Here is a 16808-nt window from a genome sequence, read left to right as displayed (position 1 = left end):
GCCGTCTCATCCAGGGAGAACGTGCATGCGTCCCTTCAGCGCCCACCCCGCGCGGCCCACGACCGCCGAACGCGTCCGGTCGATCCTGACCTCCGCCCACTCGATGACCGTGGTCACCGACGGCCTGCACCAGGAGGTCCACCGCCTCGACGGCCCCGGGCCGATGGGACACATCCACCTCCACGACCCCGCCGAGGACTGCCCCTCGGGCCAGACCGCGCGCATCCCCGTCCGCCTCGAACTCACCGACATCGCCCCCACCCCGGCGCGCCGCCGCCTGCGCGCCCGTGTCACCCTCACGGGTCTCCTCTCCGCCCCGTACACCACCGACTCCACCACCAGCACCTGCGTCGAGTTCCACCAGGCCGTCCTCCAGGACGACGACGAGCGGGCGTTCGTCACCCTCGACGAGATCAGGACCGCCGAACCCGACCCGATGGCCGGCTGCGAGGCGAACATGCTCACCCACCTCGTCGACCGCCACGCCGAACTCGTCCCCCTGCTCCTCCGCCTGGTCCGCCCGCTCCCCGAACGGGACGTGGCCCGTGTCCTGCCCCTCGCCCTCGACCGGTACGGCATCACCCTGCGCATCGAGCACCGCGACGGACACGACCGGGACGCCCGGCTGCCGTTCCCCACCCCCCTCGCCGACGTCGACCAGGCCGCGCCCCGCATCCACGCCCTCATCACCGCCGCGCGCCGCGCCTCCCACACCGGCGGACTCCTCGCCTGACCCCGCGCCCGCGCGCGCGGCGCCCTTCCGGCCGAGATGCCGGAGCGCCGCGGCGGGCGCACCATGGACGGCGTAGGCCCGCGGCCAGCGGGCGCCGGATCGCTCGGGGACTTCCCACACGGACACGGCCACGCCATGAACGCAGGAAGCCCGGCCAAGAGCCGGCCAGGACCCTCCCGAGGCGTCCTCTACCGCACCGGTCACTGGTGCGCCCGCCACTTCGTCGTCGTCATCGTCCTCTGGCTCGCGGCCGTCGCCGGACTCCAGGTCCTCGACCGGACCGTCGGCGGCGAGTACGAGGACGACTTCGCGCTCCCCGGAGTGCAGTCGGCCGAAGGGCTCGACGTCCTCAAGGCGCACGACCCCGCCGCCGGCGGATACAGCGCCCAGGTCGTCCTCAACGACCCCGCCAAACCCCTCACGCAGGACGCGTCCGCGGTCAACTCCGCCGTCGCCGCGCTCGCGAAGCTCCCCGACGTCATCGGCGCGCAGAACCCGCTCCCACCGCCCGGGACCACCCCGCCCGCGCTCCCGGCCGGGACGCCCAACGTCGGACCGCTCTCCACGGACGGCAGGACCGCCTACATCACCGTCCGCTTCAGCGTGGCGCCCTCCACCCTGGGCCCCGACTACCTGAACGGCGTCGACGCCGCCGTCCAGCCCCTCAGGGACGCCGGCGTCGACGTCGAGTACGGCGGCTCGCTCGGCGAACTCGCCCGCCCGGCCGCCGACGACCGCACCAGCGAGGCCATCGGCTTCGCCGTCGCCATCGTCGTCCTCCTCATCGGCTTCGGCAGCGTCATCGGCGCCGTCATGCCCCTGGTCACCGCCCTGCTCGGAGCCGTCTGCGGACTGGCCCTGCTGGGCCTGATGGCGGCGGCCTTCACCTTCGGAACCGTCTCGCCCACCCTGGCCACCATGATCGGCCTCGGCGTCGGCATCGACTACGCGCTGTTCCTCATCACCCGCCACCGCCAGAACCTGATGAACGGCCACGATCCCGCCGACTCGGCCGCCCTCGCGACCACCACCAGCGGCCGTGCCGTCCTCGTCTCCGGCTGCACCGTCATCATCGCCCTGTCCGGCCTCTGGGTCTCCGGCGTCACCTTCATCGGCAAACTCGGCCTGGCGGCGGCCTTCACGGTCGTCACCGCCGTCATCGCCGCGCTCACCCTCGTCCCGGCCATGCTCGGACTCGTCGGCCGGCGCATCGACCGCTACCACGTCCGCACGCCCGTCGCCGAGACCGACGCCGAACCCGGCGCCCCCGCGCACGGCACCTGGCACCGGTACGCCCAGCGCGTCGAGAGGCGTCCCTGGTGGTTCCTCACCGGCGGAGTGCTCGCCCTGCTGGTCCTCGCGTTCCCCCTGCTCTTCATCCAGCTCGGCCACATCGGCGACGGCGCCGACCCGGAGTCGTTCACCGACCGCCGGGCCTACGACCTGATCTCCACCTCCTTCGGACCCGGCGCGAACGGCCCCCTCACCCTCGTCGTCGACCAGTCCGCGGTGCCCGCCGCCGACCGGGCCGACCTCGGCACGAAACTCAAGGACGCGCTGACCGGCGTCCCCGACGCCTCCTACATCACCCCGCTCAAGACCACCTCCGACGGCGACGTCCTCGTCGGCACCGCCTACTCCGTGGCCTCCCCCCAGGACGCCAGGACCACCGACCTGACCAACCACCTGGTCGACGACGTCCTCCCGCAGGCGGTGAACGGCACCGGCGCGCAGACCTACGTCACCGGGAACACGGCCGCCCAGGTCGACTTCCTCGACATCGTCTCCAGCCGGCTGCCGCTGATCATCGCCGTCGTCGTGGGGCTCGCCTTCTTCGTCATCCTCATCGTCTTCCGCGGCCTGCTCGTCGCGGTGAAGGCCGCCGTGCTCAACGTGCTCTCCATCGCCGCCTCGTACGGCGTCGTCGTCGCCGTGTTCCAGTGGGGCTGGGGCGGACCCGCCCTCGGCGTCCACGGCAAGGTGCCCATCGAGAGCTACGTGCCGATGATGATGTTCGCCATCGTCTTCGGCCTGAGCATGGACTACGAGATCTTCCTGCTGTCCCGCGTCCGCGAGGCCTGGCTGCGCACCGGCGACCCCAAGGCCAGCGTCGCCCACGCCCTGGAGATCACCGCCCGGGTCATCACCTGCGCCGCGCTCATCATGGTCAGCGTCTTCGCGGCCTTCATCGTCTCCGACAACATCGTCGTCAAGATGCTCGGCCTCGGCCTCGCCGCGAGCGTCCTCATCGACGCCACCGTGGTGCGCCTGCTCCTCGTGCCCGCCGTGATGACCCTCCTCGGCAGCCACGCCTGGTGGACCCCCGCCTGGCTCGACCGCGTCCTGCCGCACCTGGACACCGAGGGCGAAGAGGCGCTCCAGGCCGACGAGCAGGCCAGGAGCGCCGGAAAGACCTAGGGAGGTCTCCTACGTCCGCGAGAGCTCGCCCAGCAGCTTCCAGGTCCGGCGGCGGTCCTCCTCGCCGCCCAGGTCCGTCGACGTGAAGACCACCTCCGTCGCACCCGCCTCGCGATAGCGCCGCACCTCCGCGGCGACGGCCTCCTCGTCGCCGATCACCGCCAAGTCCGCGGCCCGCCCCGCCCCGGAGAGCTCGATCACCCGCTGGTAGGAGGGGATCCGCTCGTACAGCGCGTGCGCCTCGGCCGCCCTCTCCCGTACGCCCTCGACGTCCGCCGTCACCACGCCCGGGACCAGCGCCACGATCCGCGGAGCGGGCCGCCCGGCGGCCTCGGCGGCGGCCGTCACCGCCGGCACGACGTGCTCCGCGAGCGCCCGCGGCCCCGCGAGGAAGGGCAGTACGCCGTCCGCCAGTTCACCGCTGACGCGCAGGGCCTGCGGCCCCATCGCGGCGACCAGCACCGGCACCGTCGGCCGCGCCCCCGGAACCGCGGCCGAGTAGGGGGTCGTCGCGGTCAGCAGTTCGCCGTGGAAATCGGCCTCACCCGTCTCCAGGAGCGGCCGCAGCGCCGTGAGGAACTCCCTGAGGAGCCCGATGGGCCGCTCGTACGGGAGGCCGAAGCCGGTCTCGGTCAGGTGCCGGGTGCCCAGGGCGAGGCCGAGGTGGAAGCGGCCGCCGGTGGCCGCCTGCGCGGTCTGCGCCTGGCTGGAGACGAGCAGCGGATGGCGGCCGAAGACGGGGATCGCGGACGTCCCCACCTGGAGCCCGGGCACCTCGCGCCCGACGATCGCGGCCAGCGAGGGCGAGTCGTACGCGAAGGTCTGGCCGAACCACGCCGAGTGCAGGCCCGCGTCGCGGGCCTCTCTCGCGAGCTCCACCGTGTCGTCGATCGGAAGCTGCCGGGAGGTCGAGCTGAGCGTCACTCCAAGGGTCATGCACCCGGCAACCCGCCCCTCCGGGACCCGCATTCCCCCGTCCGTGTGAACAACATGTGGCAGGGATGATGGGACGCATGAAGACGCTCGCCGAAGTGGACGCCCTGGCCGACCGCGCGCACGCCGGACAACTCGACAAGACCGGCGTCCCGTACGTCGCCCACGTCCGCGCGGTCGCCGCCGGCCTGGAGCCGTTCGGCCCGCACCTCGTCATGGCCGGACTGCTCCACGACGTGATCGAGGACACGGACTGGACGGCCGCGGGGCTCCGCGCCGCCGGGATCCCCGCCGAGGTCGTCGCCCTGGTCGAAGCCGTCACCAACCACCCGGACACGGCCTACGAGGACAAGCTCCGCCGCATCACCGAGAACCCCGCCGCCACCCTCGTGAAGATCGCCGACAACGCGCACAACAGCCGCGCGGACCGGGCCGCCGCCCTGCCGCCCGCACAGCGCGAACGGCTCGCCGCCAAGTACCGGGCGGCCAGGGCCGTCCTGTGGCCGGCGGCCGACCCCGGCGACATCGAGACCATCCTCCGGGTGGTCAACCCCGGCCTCCTGGACGAGCTGACCGCCCCCTGACCACCCGCCCGGGCCGGCTCAGCCCGCCCCGCCGGACAGCCAGCCGCTCAGCTCGGTGGGACGGTTCGTGATGACGCCGTCCACGCCGAGCGCGTCCAGGGCCTTCCAGCGGGCCGGCTTGTCGACCGTCCACACGTTCACGGCCACACCGGCCGCGTGCAGGTCGGCGACCACCTGCGGTCGGGTGGCGAGCGCGGTGTCCCCGACGTTGTACGCCGAGAGGCTCAGGTCCCGGGCGACCGCGACGGGGTCCGCGTCCAGGGTGTCGCGCAGCAGGCCCAGGGGCAGTTCGGGCGCCAGCTCGTGGGCGTACTGCAAGGACGGGACGTCGAAGCTCTGCACGAAGACCCGGTCCGTCATGTCCTGATCGCGGACCTCCCGCACGATCCGCGCCACCTCGGCGCGACTGTGCCGGCCCTTGATCTCCAGGAGCAGCTTCCCGCCGCGCTCCCTGAGGTCCGCGAGCTGGGCGGCCAGGGTGGGCACCCGCGTCCCGGCGTAGGCGGGGGCGAACCAGGACCCGGCGTCCAGCGCGTCGATCCGGTCCGAGGTCAGCGAGCGGATCGGGCCCGTGCCGTCCGTGGTCCGGTCGACGGTCGTGTCGTGGAGGATGTACGGCACGCCGTCCTTGCTCGGCTGCACGTCGTTCTCGATCCACACGGCCCCGCCCCGCCGGGCCACCTCGTCGGACACCAGGGTGTTCTCGGGCGCCGCGGACGACGCGCCCCGGTGGCCGATCACCGTCAGCGGCGCCCCCGGCGCGCGCATCCAGGGACCCGACGGCGCGGGAGCCCCGCCCGCCGGGCGCGGCGCGGACGTCGAGGGCGGCGCGGAGAGGGCGAAGGCGGTCGCGGTCCCCGCGACGACGACGGCGACGGCGGCCAGGCCGATGACCCCGCGGCGGCGGGACCGGGCGGGCGGTTGAGCGTCTCTCATGGCCGACCACACTAAGGGGTGACCCGGCGATCGGGCCGCGCCGGCCGGCGACACGACCGGCGACACCAGCCCTTCGCCGGTACGGCCCGGTCTGCGGCATGGTGTGACGTATGCCCGGAGCCGCGCCGTCGGGGGACCTCGGCCGGGCGCACGGAGTCAGGGGGACTCGCATGGACACCGGAACGGGACCGAGAGCGGACGGCGCCGAGGGGACCGCCGCGCCGGGACGGACCGAACGCGGCAGGGGCGTACTGGAAGGCGCGTTCGCGCTGCTCGAAGCCCTGCGCCGGAACGGCGACGAGGCGGGGGTGACCGAACTCGCGCGCGTCTGCGGCGTGCCGAAGGGCAGCGTGCACCGGCTGCTCGACCAGCTGGTCGCGGTCGGCGCCGTCGAACGCCGGGGCAGCCGCTACCGGGTCGGCCCGCAGCTCTACCGCCTCGGCCAGGCCTGGGAACCGCACCCCGGCCTGCGGACCGCCGCCCGGCTGCCGCTCCAGCGCCTGCGCGCCGTCACCGGAGCCAGCGTCGTGCTCACCGTGATGCGCGACGACATGGCGATCACGGTGAGCTCGGTGCCGGGAGACCTCGAGCCGCTGCTCCCCGTCCGCGACGGGATCGCGTTCCGCCTCGACACCGCCGCCGGGACGGCGCTGAAGGGGCCTTCGCGGGGCGGCGCGGTGCTCGACCGCGAGGACGTGATGGCCGGGGTGTGCTGCGCCGCGCTGCCGGTCCGCACCCCGGACGGCCGTACCGTCGCGGCCCTCGCCGCCCTGGTCCCGGCGGGTCGCGGACTCGACGCCCTCGCCCGGGCCGTCGCCGGGACGGGAGCCGCGGTCACCCGCGCCCTGGCCCGGAGCGGGCAGCGGCGACCGCTGCCGGCGGCCGTCCTCGTCCCGTAGTCCCGGGCCCCGTTCCGGCCAGTGGAACGCGCGTGGAGCAGGGGCGACGCGCCCGGCACAGTGGGTGTCGTGCCGGGGGGGAAACGGCACACCGGGACCGCCGGGACGGCGGACCGGACACCACGTCACATCCGTGACCCGAAGTGTGGGGGGACCACATGCGCAAGAACCGGATCGCCCGAACGGCCGCCACCGCCCTGCTCGCGCTCGGCAGCCTCGGCGCCTTCGCCGGCACCGCGCACGCCGAGCCGATCGACTACGTGCGGATCGAGCTGCTCGAGCTGCACTGCCAGCAGAACAGCGAGGGCGACCACGACGAGGCCTACCTCAAGATCACCGACGCCAACGGCAACGCCGTCAAGGTCTGGCCCGGAAACGGCGTCAAGTACCAGACCATGGGCACCGGTTACGTCCGCTCCATGGCCGACGGCAACGGCAACGCCGTGCTCATCCTCGGCAAGCAGCAGGCCCGCACCCTGACCCTCTGGGACTACGACTCCACCAGCTCCGACGACAAGCTCGGCGCCACGCTCGTCACCGGCAGCGAGGTCGGTGCGGAGACGCAGTGGCGCACGGTCGAGGGCTCCGGCGGCGTCTACGTCATCGGCTACCGCGTCATCGACATCTGACCGACGGGCCCCTGACGGGGAAGGGCCGCGCCGGGCGTCCGGCACGGCCCCTCCCCGCTCCCGGGTCAGACCCCGTCGGGCGCGTGCAGCTCACCCGAGCGCGCCACCCGCGCGTACCAGCGGGCGCTGGACTTCGGTGTGCGCTCCAGGGTGTCGTAGTCCACCCGGACCGCGCCGAACCGCTTCGCGTAGCCGTACGCCCACTCGAAGTTGTCGAGCAGGGACCAGAGGAAGTAGCCGCGCACGTCCACCCCGTCGGCCATCGCCCGGTGCACCGCCTCCAGGTGCGCGTGCACGTACGCGGCACGCTCCGGGTCGTGCACCGAACCGTCCTCGCCGACCACGTCCTCGTACGCCGCCCCGTTCTCGCTGATCACCAGCGGCAGGCCCGGGTACGCGGCGGACACCCGCCGCAGCAGGTCGTACAGCGCGCCCGGGTCGACCGCCCAGCCCATCGCCGTCGGCTCGCCCGGCGCCCGGTGGAACGCGACCGCGTCCGCGCCGGGCCACGGAGAGTGCTCGCTGTTGCCGTGGCCGTCGTCCTGCGGCCTCTCCGCGCCGTCCGGCACGTGCGAGACCAGCGTCGGCGTGTAGTAGTTGACCGCGAGCAGGTCCAGCGGCTGGTTCGCGACCGCCGTGTCCCCGTCCCGGACGAAGGACCAGTCGGTCAGGTGAGCCGTGTCCGCGAGCAGGTCCTCGGGATAGGCGCCCTCCAGCATCGGACCGAGCCAGATCCGGTTGCCGACGGCGTCGATCCGGCGGGCCGCGTCCAGGTCCTCGGCCGCGCCGGTCAGCGGCCGGATCTCGTGCAGGTTGAGCGAGACCGCGAGCTGCCGGTCCGACGGCAGCCCGGCGCGCAGCGCCTGGACCGCGAGCCCGTGTCCGAGGTTGAGGTGGTGGGCGGCCCGCAGCGAGGCCACCGGATCGGTCCGGCCCGGGGCGTGCACCCCGGACCCGTACCCCAAAAAGGCGCTGCACCAGGGCTCGTTGAGCGTCGTCCACCGCTTCACCCGGTCGCCCAGCGCGCCCGCGACGATCCCCGCGTACTCGGCGAACCGCTCCGCGGTCGACCGCTCCGGCCAGCCGCCCGCGTCCTCCAGCTCCTGCGGCAGGTCCCAGTGGTAGAGGGTCAGGGCCGGTTCGATCCCGGCGGCCAGCAGCTCGTCGACGAGCCGCCGGTAGAAGTCGAGGCCCCGCTGGACGGCGGGACCCCGGCCGGTGGGCTGGACGCGGGACCAGGAGACGGAGAACCGGTAGGCGTTCAGACCGAGTTCGGCCATGATGCCGACGTCCTCGCGGAACCGGTGGTAGTGGTCGACGGCCACGTCACCGGTGTGGCCCTCGAAGACCTTTCCGGGCGTGTGCGCGAAGGTGTCCCAGATGGACGGGGTGCGGCCGTCCTCGGCCGCCGCCCCCTCGATCTGGTACGCGGCGGTGGCGGCGCCCCACAGGAAGCCGGCGGGGAACGAGCGGACGGCGGTGAGCGGCCGGGTTTCGGGCGCGGTCATAGGAGAGGTCTCCCAACACGGGTACGGGGTTCGGAAGGAGGGACGGCCGGTCAGCTCTTGACGGCGCCGGCCGTGATGCCGCCGACGATGTGCTTGCCGAGGAGGGCGAAGACGAGCAGCAGCGGCACGGTGGAGATCAGGGCGCCGGTGAGCACCACGGCCTGGTTCACGGCGTGGTTGCCCGCCCCGAGCCCGGCGAGCGCCACCTGGAGCGTGGGGTTGCCGTCGGGGGTGAGCGCGATGAACGGCCAGAAGAAGTCGTTCCACGCCTGGACGAAGACCAGCATGCCGAGCACGGCCATGGCGGGCCGGGCGACCGGGAAGACCACGTGCCAGATGATCCGGAGGCTGTGCGCCCCGTCCATCCGGGCCGCCTCCACCAGCTCCACCGGCAGCGCCTCCACGAGGAACTGGCGCATGAAGAAGACGCCGAAGGCGGCGACCAGCGAGGGCAGGACGACCGACTGGAGCTGGTCGAACCAGCCGAGGTCGGTGATGATCCGGTAGAGCGGGATCACGCTGAGCTGCGGCGGGATCGTCATCGTGGCGACGACGAGCGAGAGCAGCATGCCCTTGCCGCGGAACGGCAGCCTGGCGAAGGCGAAGCCCGCGAGCGTGGAGAACAGCACGGTGGACAGCGCCACCAGGCTCGCCACGACCGTGGTGTTGACCAGCGCCTCGCCCATGTCGACCTGGTTCCAGGCGAAGGTGAGGTTGTCGAGCAGCCGCGTGCCGGGCAGCAGCGGCGCCGGGGCCTCCACGACCCGCTCGCCGGTGTGGGAGGCGGCGACCACGTTCCAGTACAGCGGGAAGAGCGAGACGATCGCCGCGACGGCGAGCAGGACGTACGTCAGCGGACCGGCGTGGTGCTGGCGTCCGGCCGGCGTGCGCGGACGGCGGTCGGACGCGGTGGCCGGGCGGGCCGGTGCGGCCGGGCGGGCCGGTGTGAGTGTGCGGGCCATCAGGTCATCCCCCCTGCTTCTTGCGGTCGTTGCGGGAGACGAGCGCCTGGACGCCGCCGATCAGGAGGAGCAGCAGGAGCATCACCCAGGCGATCGCCGAGGCCTGCCCCAGGGCGCCGGTCACCCAGCCCTTCTCGTACATCAGCAGGCTCAGCGTCTGGAACTGGTTGCCGCTGCCGCCGCTGATCCCGACGCTGCCGCCGTACAGCATCGGCTCGCCGAAGAGCTGGGTGGCGCCGATGGTGGAGACGATGATCGTGAAGAGGATCGTCGGCCGGATCGACGGGATCGTGACGCTGAGGAACTGGCGCCAGCGGGAGGCCCCGTCGAGCGCGGCCGCCTCGTAGAGGTCCCGCGGCACCGCCTGCATGGCGGCCAGGTAGATCAGCGCGTTGTAGCCGGTCCAGCGCCAGGTGACGATCACCGAGATCGCGATCTGCGCCGGCCACCTGGACGACTCCCAGTCGACCGGGCCGAGGCCGGTCCAGCCGAGGAGGCCGTTGATCATGCCGTAGTCGGTGTTGAAGAGCTGGGCGAACACCAGCGTCGCCGCCGCGATCGATGTGGCGTACGGGGCGAGGATCGCGACCCGGAAGAAACCCCGGGCGCGGAGGCGGTAGTTCAGCAGGTGCGCCAGCCCCAGGGCCATGAGCAGCTGCGGCACGGTCGAGAGGACCCCGATGGTGAAGGTGTTGAGCAGCGCGTTCCAGAAGAACTCGCTGGTCGCGAGGTCGGTGTAGTTCTCCAGGCCCTTCCACGTGGGATCCCCGCCGAGTTCGACCCGGTTCAGGGACAGCCAGCCCGTGTAGATCAGAGGGAACAGTCCGAAGGCGGCGAAGGTGAGGAAGAACGGGGCGACGAAGACGTACGGGATCGCCTTGAAGTCCCAGCGGTAGAGCGTGCCGCGCAGGCCGCCGGGGGCGGAGCGGCGGCGCCGGGACCCCGGGGACCCGGGGGAGGAGGGCGGTGCGGCGGGCGGCGTACCGTCCCGCCCCGCCCGAACGGAGGTGGCCACGGGGGCGTCCTTCCAGGTCGATGCGTGCGGTGGTGCGGACGGTGCCGGTCCGCCGCCCGGCAGACGGCGGCGGACCGGCGGGCGCCCCCGCTACTGGTCGATCTTGTCGTCGACCAGCTTCTTGACGTTCTCCCAGGCCTTGGCCGGGTCGGTGCCGCGCTGCTCGATGTCGAGGATGCCGTTGTCGGTGAGGAAGGTCTTCACCTGGCCGTCGTAGCGGCTGATGGCGGCGGGGGTGATGTCGGCCGCCGCACTGGAGAAGATCTTGCCGACGGGGGTGTCGCCGAAGTACGGCAGCTTCGCCTCCTGGACCGCCGGGGAGAGCAGGGTGTCCTTGGAGGAGGGGATGTTGCCGTTGACCGCGAACACCTTGGCGTGCTGCTCGGGGGCGGTCAGCCAGGCGGCGAGCGCCGCGGCCTCCTCGGTGTGCTTCCCGGCCTTCGGCACGGCGAGGAAGGAGCCTCCCCAGTTGCCGGCCACCGGCGGCGCCGCGATGTCCCACTTCCCCTGGTTGGCGGGGCCCGCCTGGTCCTTGATGATGCCGGTCATCCAGCTCGGGCAGGCGACCGTGGCGAACTTCGCGTTCTTGAAGGCCGCGTTCCACGTGCCCTTCTCGTCGAACTGGCGCAGCTTGGCCGTGAGTCCGCCCCGGGCCGCCTTCACGGCCGTGTCCCAGGCCTGTTTCACGCCGGGGCTGTTCTCCCAGTCGAGCTTGCCGCTCGCGTCGGCGTACTGCACCGGGTCACTGGAGACGACGGCGTTGAACAGGCCGCTCGCGGAGTCGTGGAAGGCGGTGCCGGCGGGCGCGGCCGCCTTGTACCGCTCGCCCGTCGCGAGGAACTTGGACCAGTCGCCGGCCCACAGCTTGGCGACCTCGTCGCGGGCGGTGGGGAGATTGGCCTTGGCGAAGAGGTCCTTGTTGTAGCAGATGGCCATGGGGCCGATGTCGGTGCCGAGCCCGATGACCCTGCCGTCGGCGGTCGTCGCCTGCTTGACCTTCCAGTCGAGGAAGTCACCGAGGTCGGCGCCGCCCTCCTTGCCCAGGTCGACCCACTTGTTCGCCATGGCGGGGCCGGTCGCCTCGGCGATGTAGCCCACCTCGACGGCCTGGATGTCGGCGACGCCGCTGTTCTGGGAGAGACGCAGCTTCAGCGTGTCCCAGTACTTCTGACCGTCGGAGACGTTCGACTCCTCGATCTTGATGTTCGGGTGGAGCCGCTCGTACTCGGAGTAGAGCTTGGCGCCGGTCTTGTCGTCGTAGCCGAAGGAACCGAAGGTCCCGATCCGCAGGGTGATCTTCCCGCCGTCCTGGCCGCTCGCGCCGCCCTTGCCGTCGTCGCCGCCGCAACCGGTGAGCAGGGCCGTCCCGGTCACGACGGCGGCGACCGCCGCGATCGCCGCGCGGCGTCCGCGTCTGCTGATGGAAGTGCGCATTCCACTCTCCTCGTCCAAGGTGTGCTCTCGGTGCGCCAGGTGGCCCGGCCGGCTGATCGCGGCTCGGCGGTGCCGGCCGGGGCCTGTGCCCGCCGCGTGGCGGTGGTCGCCTGCGTGGTGCGTGCGTGGTGCCTGTGCCTGCCGCGTGGCGGTGGTCGCCTGCGTGGTGCGTGCGTAGTGCCTGTGCCTGCCGCGTGGCGGTGTTCGCCTGCGTGGTGCCTGGGGGTGTGTCGGGTGTGCGGTGCTACAGGGGAGCCGCTGTATGGGAGCGCTCCCACGTCGCTGCCGGAAGGTTCCTGCCTGCCGGGTGCGGGTGTCAAGAGATGAACGCGGATTCGTTACCGGAAGGTTTTCCGGGGGTTTCGTGACATCGCGCGGCCGTTCGGCCGTCATCTCCTGAACGCGGGCGCGTGGCGCGGACCGGCGGTCGTGGACTAGGTTGGGAGCGCTCCCACGCGTCTGTGGATCGTCGGTGAGGGGGCGTCTTTCTGTCGAGGGGAGTTCGGGAGTCGTGAGCGGACGGAGCGGCGGCAGGCCCACCCTGGAGCAGGTCGCGTCCAGGGCCGGGGTGGGCCGGGGCACGGTCTCCCGGGTGATCAACGGCTCCCCCCGGGTGAGCGAGCGCACCAGGGCCGCCGTCGCCCGGGCCGTCGCCGAACTCGGCTACGTGCCCAACCAGGCCGCCCGCGCCCTGGCGGGCAGCCGCACCGACGCGATCGCGCTCGTCATCCCCGAGGCCGAGGCCCGGCTCTTCGCCGAGCCCTACTTCCTCGACCTCATGCGCGGCGTCGGCGCCGAACTCGCCGAGGCCGACCGCCAGCTCCTGCTCACCCTGGTCCGCGGCGAGCGGGAGCGGCAGCGCTTCGAGCAGTACCTCGCCGCCGGGCGCGTCGACGGAGTGCTGCTCGCCTCGGTCCACGCCGACGACCCGCTGCCCGACCGCGTCAGGGAACTGGGCCTCCCCGTCGTGATGAACGGCCGCCGCACAGAGGCCGAGCCCGTGCCGTACGTGGACTCCGACAACATCGGCGCCGGGCGGGCCGCGGTCGCCCACCTGGTGGGCCGGGGCCGGCGGCGCGTCGCCACCGTCACCGGACCCCTCGACATGTACGTGGCGCGCGCCCGGCTCGGCGGCTACAGGGCCGGGCTCACCGAGGCTGGACTCCCGCCCGACGAGACCCTCGTCGCCGCCGGCGACTTCACGGAGGAGGGCGGCCGGCGGGCCATGCGGCGACTGCTGGACCGGAGGCCCGACCTGGACGCCGTCTTTGCCGCCTCCGACGTGATGGCGGCGGGCGCGCGCGGGGTCCTGCGTGAGGCGGGCCGCCGGGTGCCGGAGGACGTGGCGCTCGTCGGGGTCGACGACTCGCCGGCCGCGCGGCTCATGGATCCGCCGCTGACGAGCGTGCGGCAGCCCATCGAGGAGATGGGGCGCACGATGGCACGGATGCTGCTCCGGGAGATCGCGGAGACCGGGCCCGAGGAGTCCGGCCGGCATGTGCTGCCGACGCAGCTGATCGTGCGGGAGTCCGGCTGAGGAGGTGGGCGGGGGCGACCTCGGGGGTCGGATCATCACGGGGTCTGCGGGCTGGGCCGGGCGGGCACGGCCGCCCCTGTGAACCGGACCGTCCCGAGTGGAGGCGCGACTGCCGTGCACCGCGGCAGGCATCCTCCCCAGGCCCGCATTGACATCGCGGACGGGTCAATCGTCATCATCTCGGTGTTGGCGCGGACGAGGGGAGCGCTGGCAGGCTCGGGCCATGGACATCTTCGAGACGACACACGGTGCGGTGCGGGGCTTCCGGGCCTCCGACGAGGTCGTCGCCGTACTCGGAATCCCTTACGCGGCACCGCCGTTCGGCGCCCTCAGGTTCCGGGAGCCCGCCCCTGCCGCCGCGTGGACCGGGGTGCGGGACGGGACGGCCTTCGGCCCGATCGCCCCGCAGTCGGCGGAGCTGCCCGGCGCGCCGGTGTGGTCGCCCGGTGACGAGGACGTCCTCACGGTCAACGTGTGGACCCCCGCGCCGGGCGGCGGTTCCCTGCCCGTCCTGGTCTGGATCCACGGCGGCGCCTACACGTTCGGCTCCTCGGCGCAGCCGGACTTCGACGGCCTCGCCCTCGCCCGCGCCGGTCTGGTCGTGGTCACCCTCAACCACCGGCTCGGCTTCGAGGGCTTCGGGCACGTGCCCGCCGCCGACCGGACCGTCTTCCCCGACAACCGGGGGCTCCTCGACCAGGTCGCCGCCCTGCGCTGGGTGCGGGAGAACATCGCCGCGTTCGGCGGCGACCCGGGCAACGTCACGGTCGCCGGCCAGTCCTCCGGGGCCGCCTCGGTGGCCTGCCTCATGGTGATGGACCGGGCCCGTGGCCTCTTCCGCCGCGCCGTCCTCCACAGTCCCGCGAGCCCGCACCACACGCTCTCCATCGCCGCCGCGACCACGCGCGAGGTCGCCGCCGCGGCGGGCCGTCCGGCCACCCCCGAGGGTCTGGCCTCCGCGACGCCGGAGGCCTTGGTCGCGGCGACCGACCGGGTCGTCGAGGCGTACCGGCGGGATCCCGCCTCCGGTTCCCGCCACTACGACCCCTCGCTCTACGCGCCCGTCCTGGACGGCGACGTCCTGCCCCTCGACCCCCTCGCGGCCCTTGCCGCCGGTGCCGGACGGGAGGTGGACCTGCTCGTCTGCCACACCACGGAGGAGTACTGGCTCCTCGACGCCGTCGGCAGCAGCGCGAAGGTCACCACGGAAGAACAACTCGACCGATTCGCGACCGACTTCGGAGTCCCCGACGGTCTGGTCGACGGCTACCGCGCCGCCCTGCCGGGAGCTCCCGTGCTCGACGTGTACCTGGCCGTCTTCGGCGACCTCCTCTTCGGGGAGTACGCGCACCGGCTGGCCGAGGAGCACGCACGGGGCGGCGGCCGGGCGTTCCTGTCCCGCTTCGACCGCCGCCGCGCCGGTCCGCACGGGCCCGTACGGGCCTGGCACTGCGGCGACGTCCCGTTCGCCTTCGGCACCGTGGACGAGGACTGCGCGGCCTTCCTCATCGGCGGCGCCCCCACCCCGGCCGACCGCGACCTGTCGCGCCGGATGGTGTCGGCCTGGGCGGGCTTCGCGGCCACCGGGGACCCGGGCTGGCCGCCGTACGAGGACACCGCGCGGCGGGTGAGGGTGTGGCGGACGGAGGAGGAGCCGGGGGACGACGGTGGTGGCCGCGTCGAGGAGAGGGGGCAGGGGGGCGGTGAGGACGGCCGCACCGACCTCCGTGCGCTCTGGACCGACGCTGCCTTCCCCCTGCTCCGCCCCTGAGCAACGGGCGTGAGTGGAACGGAGGCGTAACCTCCCGATCATGACGAACACTCAGCCTCTGCGTGACACCGCCCACCGCATACGGGACGTGCTCGGCCGACTCGAAGCGGAGCAGGACATCTGGGTGGCCACGGCCGGCGCGGCCGGGGAGCCGTACCTCGTTCCGCTCGCCTTCCTCTGGGACTCCCCGCACCTGTGGCTCTGCACGCGCATCGGCAACCCCACCGGCCGCAACCTCGCGGGCGGGGGCCGCGTGCGGCTGGCACTCGGGCACACCCGGGACGTCGTCCTGCTGGACGGCGACGTCACGGTACACACCCCGGAGGAGGTGCCGACGGAAGTGGCGGACGCGTTCCACGCGAAGACGGGCTGGGATCCGCGCGGCTCCGGCCCGGCCTACCACTGGTTCCGGGTGCGCCCCACCGCCGTCGAAGCCTGGCACGAGGAGCCCGAACTGGTGGGCCGTCACCTCATGCGTGACGGCGTCTGGGCGAAGACGCCGTGATCCGTCGCGCGGGATCGCGATGGGTCTCAGCGGGCCAAGGGAGCTCCGTGGCCCGGTAGTTGGCCGCCCGGCGGCACATACCGCTTCCGACCGCTCTCGTCGGTCACCGGCGTGAACCCGGCCGCCCCCAGACGTACGGTGTACGTGACGAGGAGGCGTCGGCTGATGGCGAAGCTCACCGTCGCCAGGGCCGCCGGCACTCGCGAGAAGACCCCGGCGACGGGGGCGCTCAGGCTCCCGTCACCAGCAGGACCTCCAGGGTCCGCGGGCCGTGGACGCCCTCCACCCGGTCGAGTTCGATGTCGCTCGTGGCGGACGGGCCGGAGATCCAGGTCAGGGGGCGCCCGGGATCGAGCCGAGGGAGCGCGAGCGGCACCGAGGCCACCACCTGGTCCGGGGCCCGCACCACACACAGGTGCAGGTCGGGGACGAGGGTGAGGGCCCGGCGGCCCTGGCCCGGGCCCCCGTCGAGGACGATCGTGCCGGTCTCGGCGATCGCCACCGCGCACCCCGTCACCACGGCGTCCGAGCCGTCGAGCGCGTACGGATCCAGGCGGGGTTCGTCGAACCGCCGCACGGCCTCGGTCGTGGCGAGCCACGCCTCCGGCAGGCCGGGCGGGACGACGACGCTGCGGGCACCGCGCTCCGCGAGCCGTCGCGCGACGAGCCCGGGCAGATCGCCGGGCGCGGTGCGGTGGACGTGCGCCCGGTAGTCGGCGAGGTTCTCCTGGAGGAGGTCGAGCAGGGCGTCCGGATCGTCCGGGGTGTGGCTGGTGCGGTAGTCGCGGGCGACGGGGACGGCCTCGGGCGCGTCCGCGACGGCGGCGCGGACCCGGGCGAGGATCCGTGCGCGGGAGTCGGTCATGGGCGGTCGCTCCTCGGAGGGCGGGCGGGTGCGTGGACCGGGAGCGTCATGCGCGGTTCTTCCTCACCGGTCGGCGTCG

General features: G+C 73.4%; 15 protein-coding genes. 8 read left to right on the top strand and 7 right to left on the bottom strand.

Annotated elements, in window-relative coordinates:
* The first annotated feature begins 25 nt into the window (after positions 1-25).
* Together ACFYXU_RS24090 and ACFYXU_RS24085 are read left to right on the top strand one after the other, a co-directional pair.
* On the top strand, positions 26-733 hold the full coding sequence (locus ACFYXU_RS24090; protein ID WP_389459862.1) for a DUF2470 domain-containing protein: 708 nt from the start codon (positions 26-28) through the stop codon (positions 731-733).
* 135 nt (positions 734-868) lie between these two features.
* On the top strand, positions 869-3151 hold the full coding sequence (locus ACFYXU_RS24085) for an MMPL family transporter (protein WP_376511675.1): 2283 nt from the start codon (positions 869-871) through the stop codon (positions 3149-3151).
* 9 nt (positions 3152-3160) lie between these two features.
* Here ACFYXU_RS24085 and ACFYXU_RS24080 read toward each other — a convergent pair whose 3' ends face one another.
* Positions 3161-4087: an LLM class F420-dependent oxidoreductase gene (locus tag ACFYXU_RS24080; RefSeq protein ID WP_376511671.1), complete on the bottom strand. Its 927-nt coding sequence runs from the start codon at positions 4085-4087 to the stop codon at positions 3161-3163.
* Positions 4088-4164: 77 nt separating this feature from the next.
* Between ACFYXU_RS24080 and ACFYXU_RS24075 the strand changes: the two genes are divergently transcribed.
* Positions 4165-4668 carry an HD domain-containing protein gene (locus ACFYXU_RS24075; protein ID WP_376511669.1) on the top strand — a complete coding sequence of 168 codons (504 nt, stop codon included), beginning with the start codon at positions 4165-4167 and terminating at the stop codon, positions 4666-4668.
* A gap of 18 nt (positions 4669-4686) precedes the next feature.
* On the opposite strand, the gene ACFYXU_RS24070 is transcribed toward ACFYXU_RS24075, so the two are convergent.
* Entirely contained in the window at positions 4687-5604 is a 918-nt protein-coding gene (locus ACFYXU_RS24070) for a glycerophosphodiester phosphodiesterase (protein ID WP_389459859.1), read from the bottom strand.
* A gap of 170 nt (positions 5605-5774) precedes the next feature.
* Here ACFYXU_RS24070 and ACFYXU_RS24065 point away from each other — a divergent pair, with 170 nt between their 5' ends.
* Positions 5775-6503 carry a helix-turn-helix domain-containing protein gene (locus tag ACFYXU_RS24065; protein WP_376511665.1) on the top strand — a complete coding sequence of 243 codons (729 nt, stop codon included), beginning with the start codon at positions 5775-5777 and terminating at the stop codon, positions 6501-6503.
* A gap of 158 nt (positions 6504-6661) precedes the next feature.
* A complete protein-coding gene (locus ACFYXU_RS24060; RefSeq protein ID WP_389459857.1) occupies positions 6662-7132 on the top strand; it encodes a hypothetical protein in 471 nt (156 codons plus the stop codon).
* A gap of 65 nt (positions 7133-7197) precedes the next feature.
* Here ACFYXU_RS24060 and ACFYXU_RS24055 read toward each other — a convergent pair whose 3' ends face one another.
* The 4 genes from ACFYXU_RS24055 to ACFYXU_RS24040 all read right to left on the bottom strand — a co-directional run bounded on the left by ACFYXU_RS24055 (position 7198) and on the right by ACFYXU_RS24040 (position 12051).
* Positions 7198-8640: a GH1 family beta-glucosidase gene (locus tag ACFYXU_RS24055; protein WP_389459855.1), complete on the bottom strand. Its 1443-nt coding sequence runs from the start codon at positions 8638-8640 to the stop codon at positions 7198-7200.
* A gap of 50 nt (positions 8641-8690) precedes the next feature.
* Positions 8691-9602 (bottom strand): carbohydrate ABC transporter permease, encoded by a 912-nt coding sequence (locus tag ACFYXU_RS24050; protein ID WP_376511659.1) that lies wholly within the window; start codon positions 9600-9602, stop codon positions 8691-8693.
* A 4-nt stretch (positions 9603-9606) separates the two neighbouring features.
* Complete coding sequence (locus ACFYXU_RS24045; RefSeq protein ID WP_376511657.1) at positions 9607-10617, bottom strand: carbohydrate ABC transporter permease; 1011 nt, start codon at positions 10615-10617, stop codon at positions 9607-9609.
* Between the two features lie 90 nt (positions 10618-10707).
* A complete protein-coding gene (locus ACFYXU_RS24040) occupies positions 10708-12051 on the bottom strand; it encodes an ABC transporter substrate-binding protein (protein ID WP_389459852.1) in 1344 nt (447 codons plus the stop codon).
* Positions 12052-12562: 511 nt separating this feature from the next.
* Here ACFYXU_RS24040 and ACFYXU_RS24035 point away from each other — a divergent pair.
* From ACFYXU_RS24035 to ACFYXU_RS24025, 3 genes are all read left to right on the top strand, one after another.
* On the top strand, positions 12563-13588 hold the full coding sequence (locus tag ACFYXU_RS24035) for a LacI family DNA-binding transcriptional regulator (protein WP_389406214.1): 1026 nt from the start codon (positions 12563-12565) through the stop codon (positions 13586-13588).
* Between the two features lie 223 nt (positions 13589-13811).
* Entirely contained in the window at positions 13812-15359 is a 1548-nt protein-coding gene (locus ACFYXU_RS24030; RefSeq protein WP_389459850.1) for a carboxylesterase/lipase family protein, read from the top strand.
* Positions 15360-15399: 40 nt separating this feature from the next.
* Positions 15400-15864 carry a pyridoxamine 5'-phosphate oxidase family protein gene (locus tag ACFYXU_RS24025; RefSeq protein WP_389459848.1) on the top strand — a complete coding sequence of 155 codons (465 nt, stop codon included), beginning with the start codon at positions 15400-15402 and terminating at the stop codon, positions 15862-15864.
* A gap of 229 nt (positions 15865-16093) precedes the next feature.
* On the opposite strand, the gene ACFYXU_RS24020 is transcribed toward ACFYXU_RS24025, so the two are convergent.
* Entirely contained in the window at positions 16094-16729 is a 636-nt protein-coding gene (locus tag ACFYXU_RS24020; RefSeq protein WP_389406211.1) for a lactate utilization protein C, read from the bottom strand.
* Positions 16730-16808 lie beyond the last annotated feature (79 nt).

This window comes from Streptomyces sp. NPDC002232 (assembly GCF_042890295.1).
Classification (GTDB): domain Bacteria; phylum Actinomycetota; class Actinomycetes; order Streptomycetales; family Streptomycetaceae; genus Streptomyces.
Note: the sequence above shows the minus strand (reverse complement) of the source record. Positions and strands in the feature narration are given on the sequence as shown.

What these genes read in the sequence shown, in the direction of transcription:
- ACFYXU_RS24085 (WP_376511675.1), top strand. Translation starts at nt 869, where the DNA reads ATGAACGCAGGAAGCCCGGCCAAGAGCCGGCCAGGACCCTCCCGAGGC.
- ACFYXU_RS24090 (WP_389459862.1), top strand. Translation starts at nt 26, where the DNA reads ATGCGTCCCTTCAGCGCCCACCCCGCGCGGCCCACGACCGCCGAACGC.
- ACFYXU_RS24060 (WP_389459857.1), top strand. Translation starts at nt 6,662, where the DNA reads ATGCGCAAGAACCGGATCGCCCGAACGGCCGCCACCGCCCTGCTCGCG.
- ACFYXU_RS24040 (WP_389459852.1), bottom strand. Translation starts at nt 12,051, where the DNA reads ATGCGCACTTCCATCAGCAGACGCGGACGCCGCGCGGCGATCGCGGCG.
- ACFYXU_RS24065 (WP_376511665.1), top strand. Translation starts at nt 5,775, where the DNA reads ATGGACACCGGAACGGGACCGAGAGCGGACGGCGCCGAGGGGACCGCC.
- ACFYXU_RS24020 (WP_389406211.1), bottom strand. Translation starts at nt 16,729, where the DNA reads ATGACCGACTCCCGCGCACGGATCCTCGCCCGGGTCCGCGCCGCCGTC.
- ACFYXU_RS24055 (WP_389459855.1), bottom strand. Translation starts at nt 8,640, where the DNA reads ATGACCGCGCCCGAAACCCGGCCGCTCACCGCCGTCCGCTCGTTCCCC.
- ACFYXU_RS24070 (WP_389459859.1), bottom strand. Translation starts at nt 5,604, where the DNA reads ATGAGAGACGCTCAACCGCCCGCCCGGTCCCGCCGCCGCGGGGTCATC.
- ACFYXU_RS24080 (WP_376511671.1), bottom strand. Translation starts at nt 4,087, where the DNA reads ATGACCCTTGGAGTGACGCTCAGCTCGACCTCCCGGCAGCTTCCGATC.
- ACFYXU_RS24025 (WP_389459848.1), top strand. Translation starts at nt 15,400, where the DNA reads ATGACGAACACTCAGCCTCTGCGTGACACCGCCCACCGCATACGGGAC.
- ACFYXU_RS24075 (WP_376511669.1), top strand. Translation starts at nt 4,165, where the DNA reads ATGAAGACGCTCGCCGAAGTGGACGCCCTGGCCGACCGCGCGCACGCC.
- ACFYXU_RS24050 (WP_376511659.1), bottom strand. Translation starts at nt 9,602, where the DNA reads ATGGCCCGCACACTCACACCGGCCCGCCCGGCCGCACCGGCCCGCCCG.
- ACFYXU_RS24030 (WP_389459850.1), top strand. Translation starts at nt 13,812, where the DNA reads ATGGACATCTTCGAGACGACACACGGTGCGGTGCGGGGCTTCCGGGCC.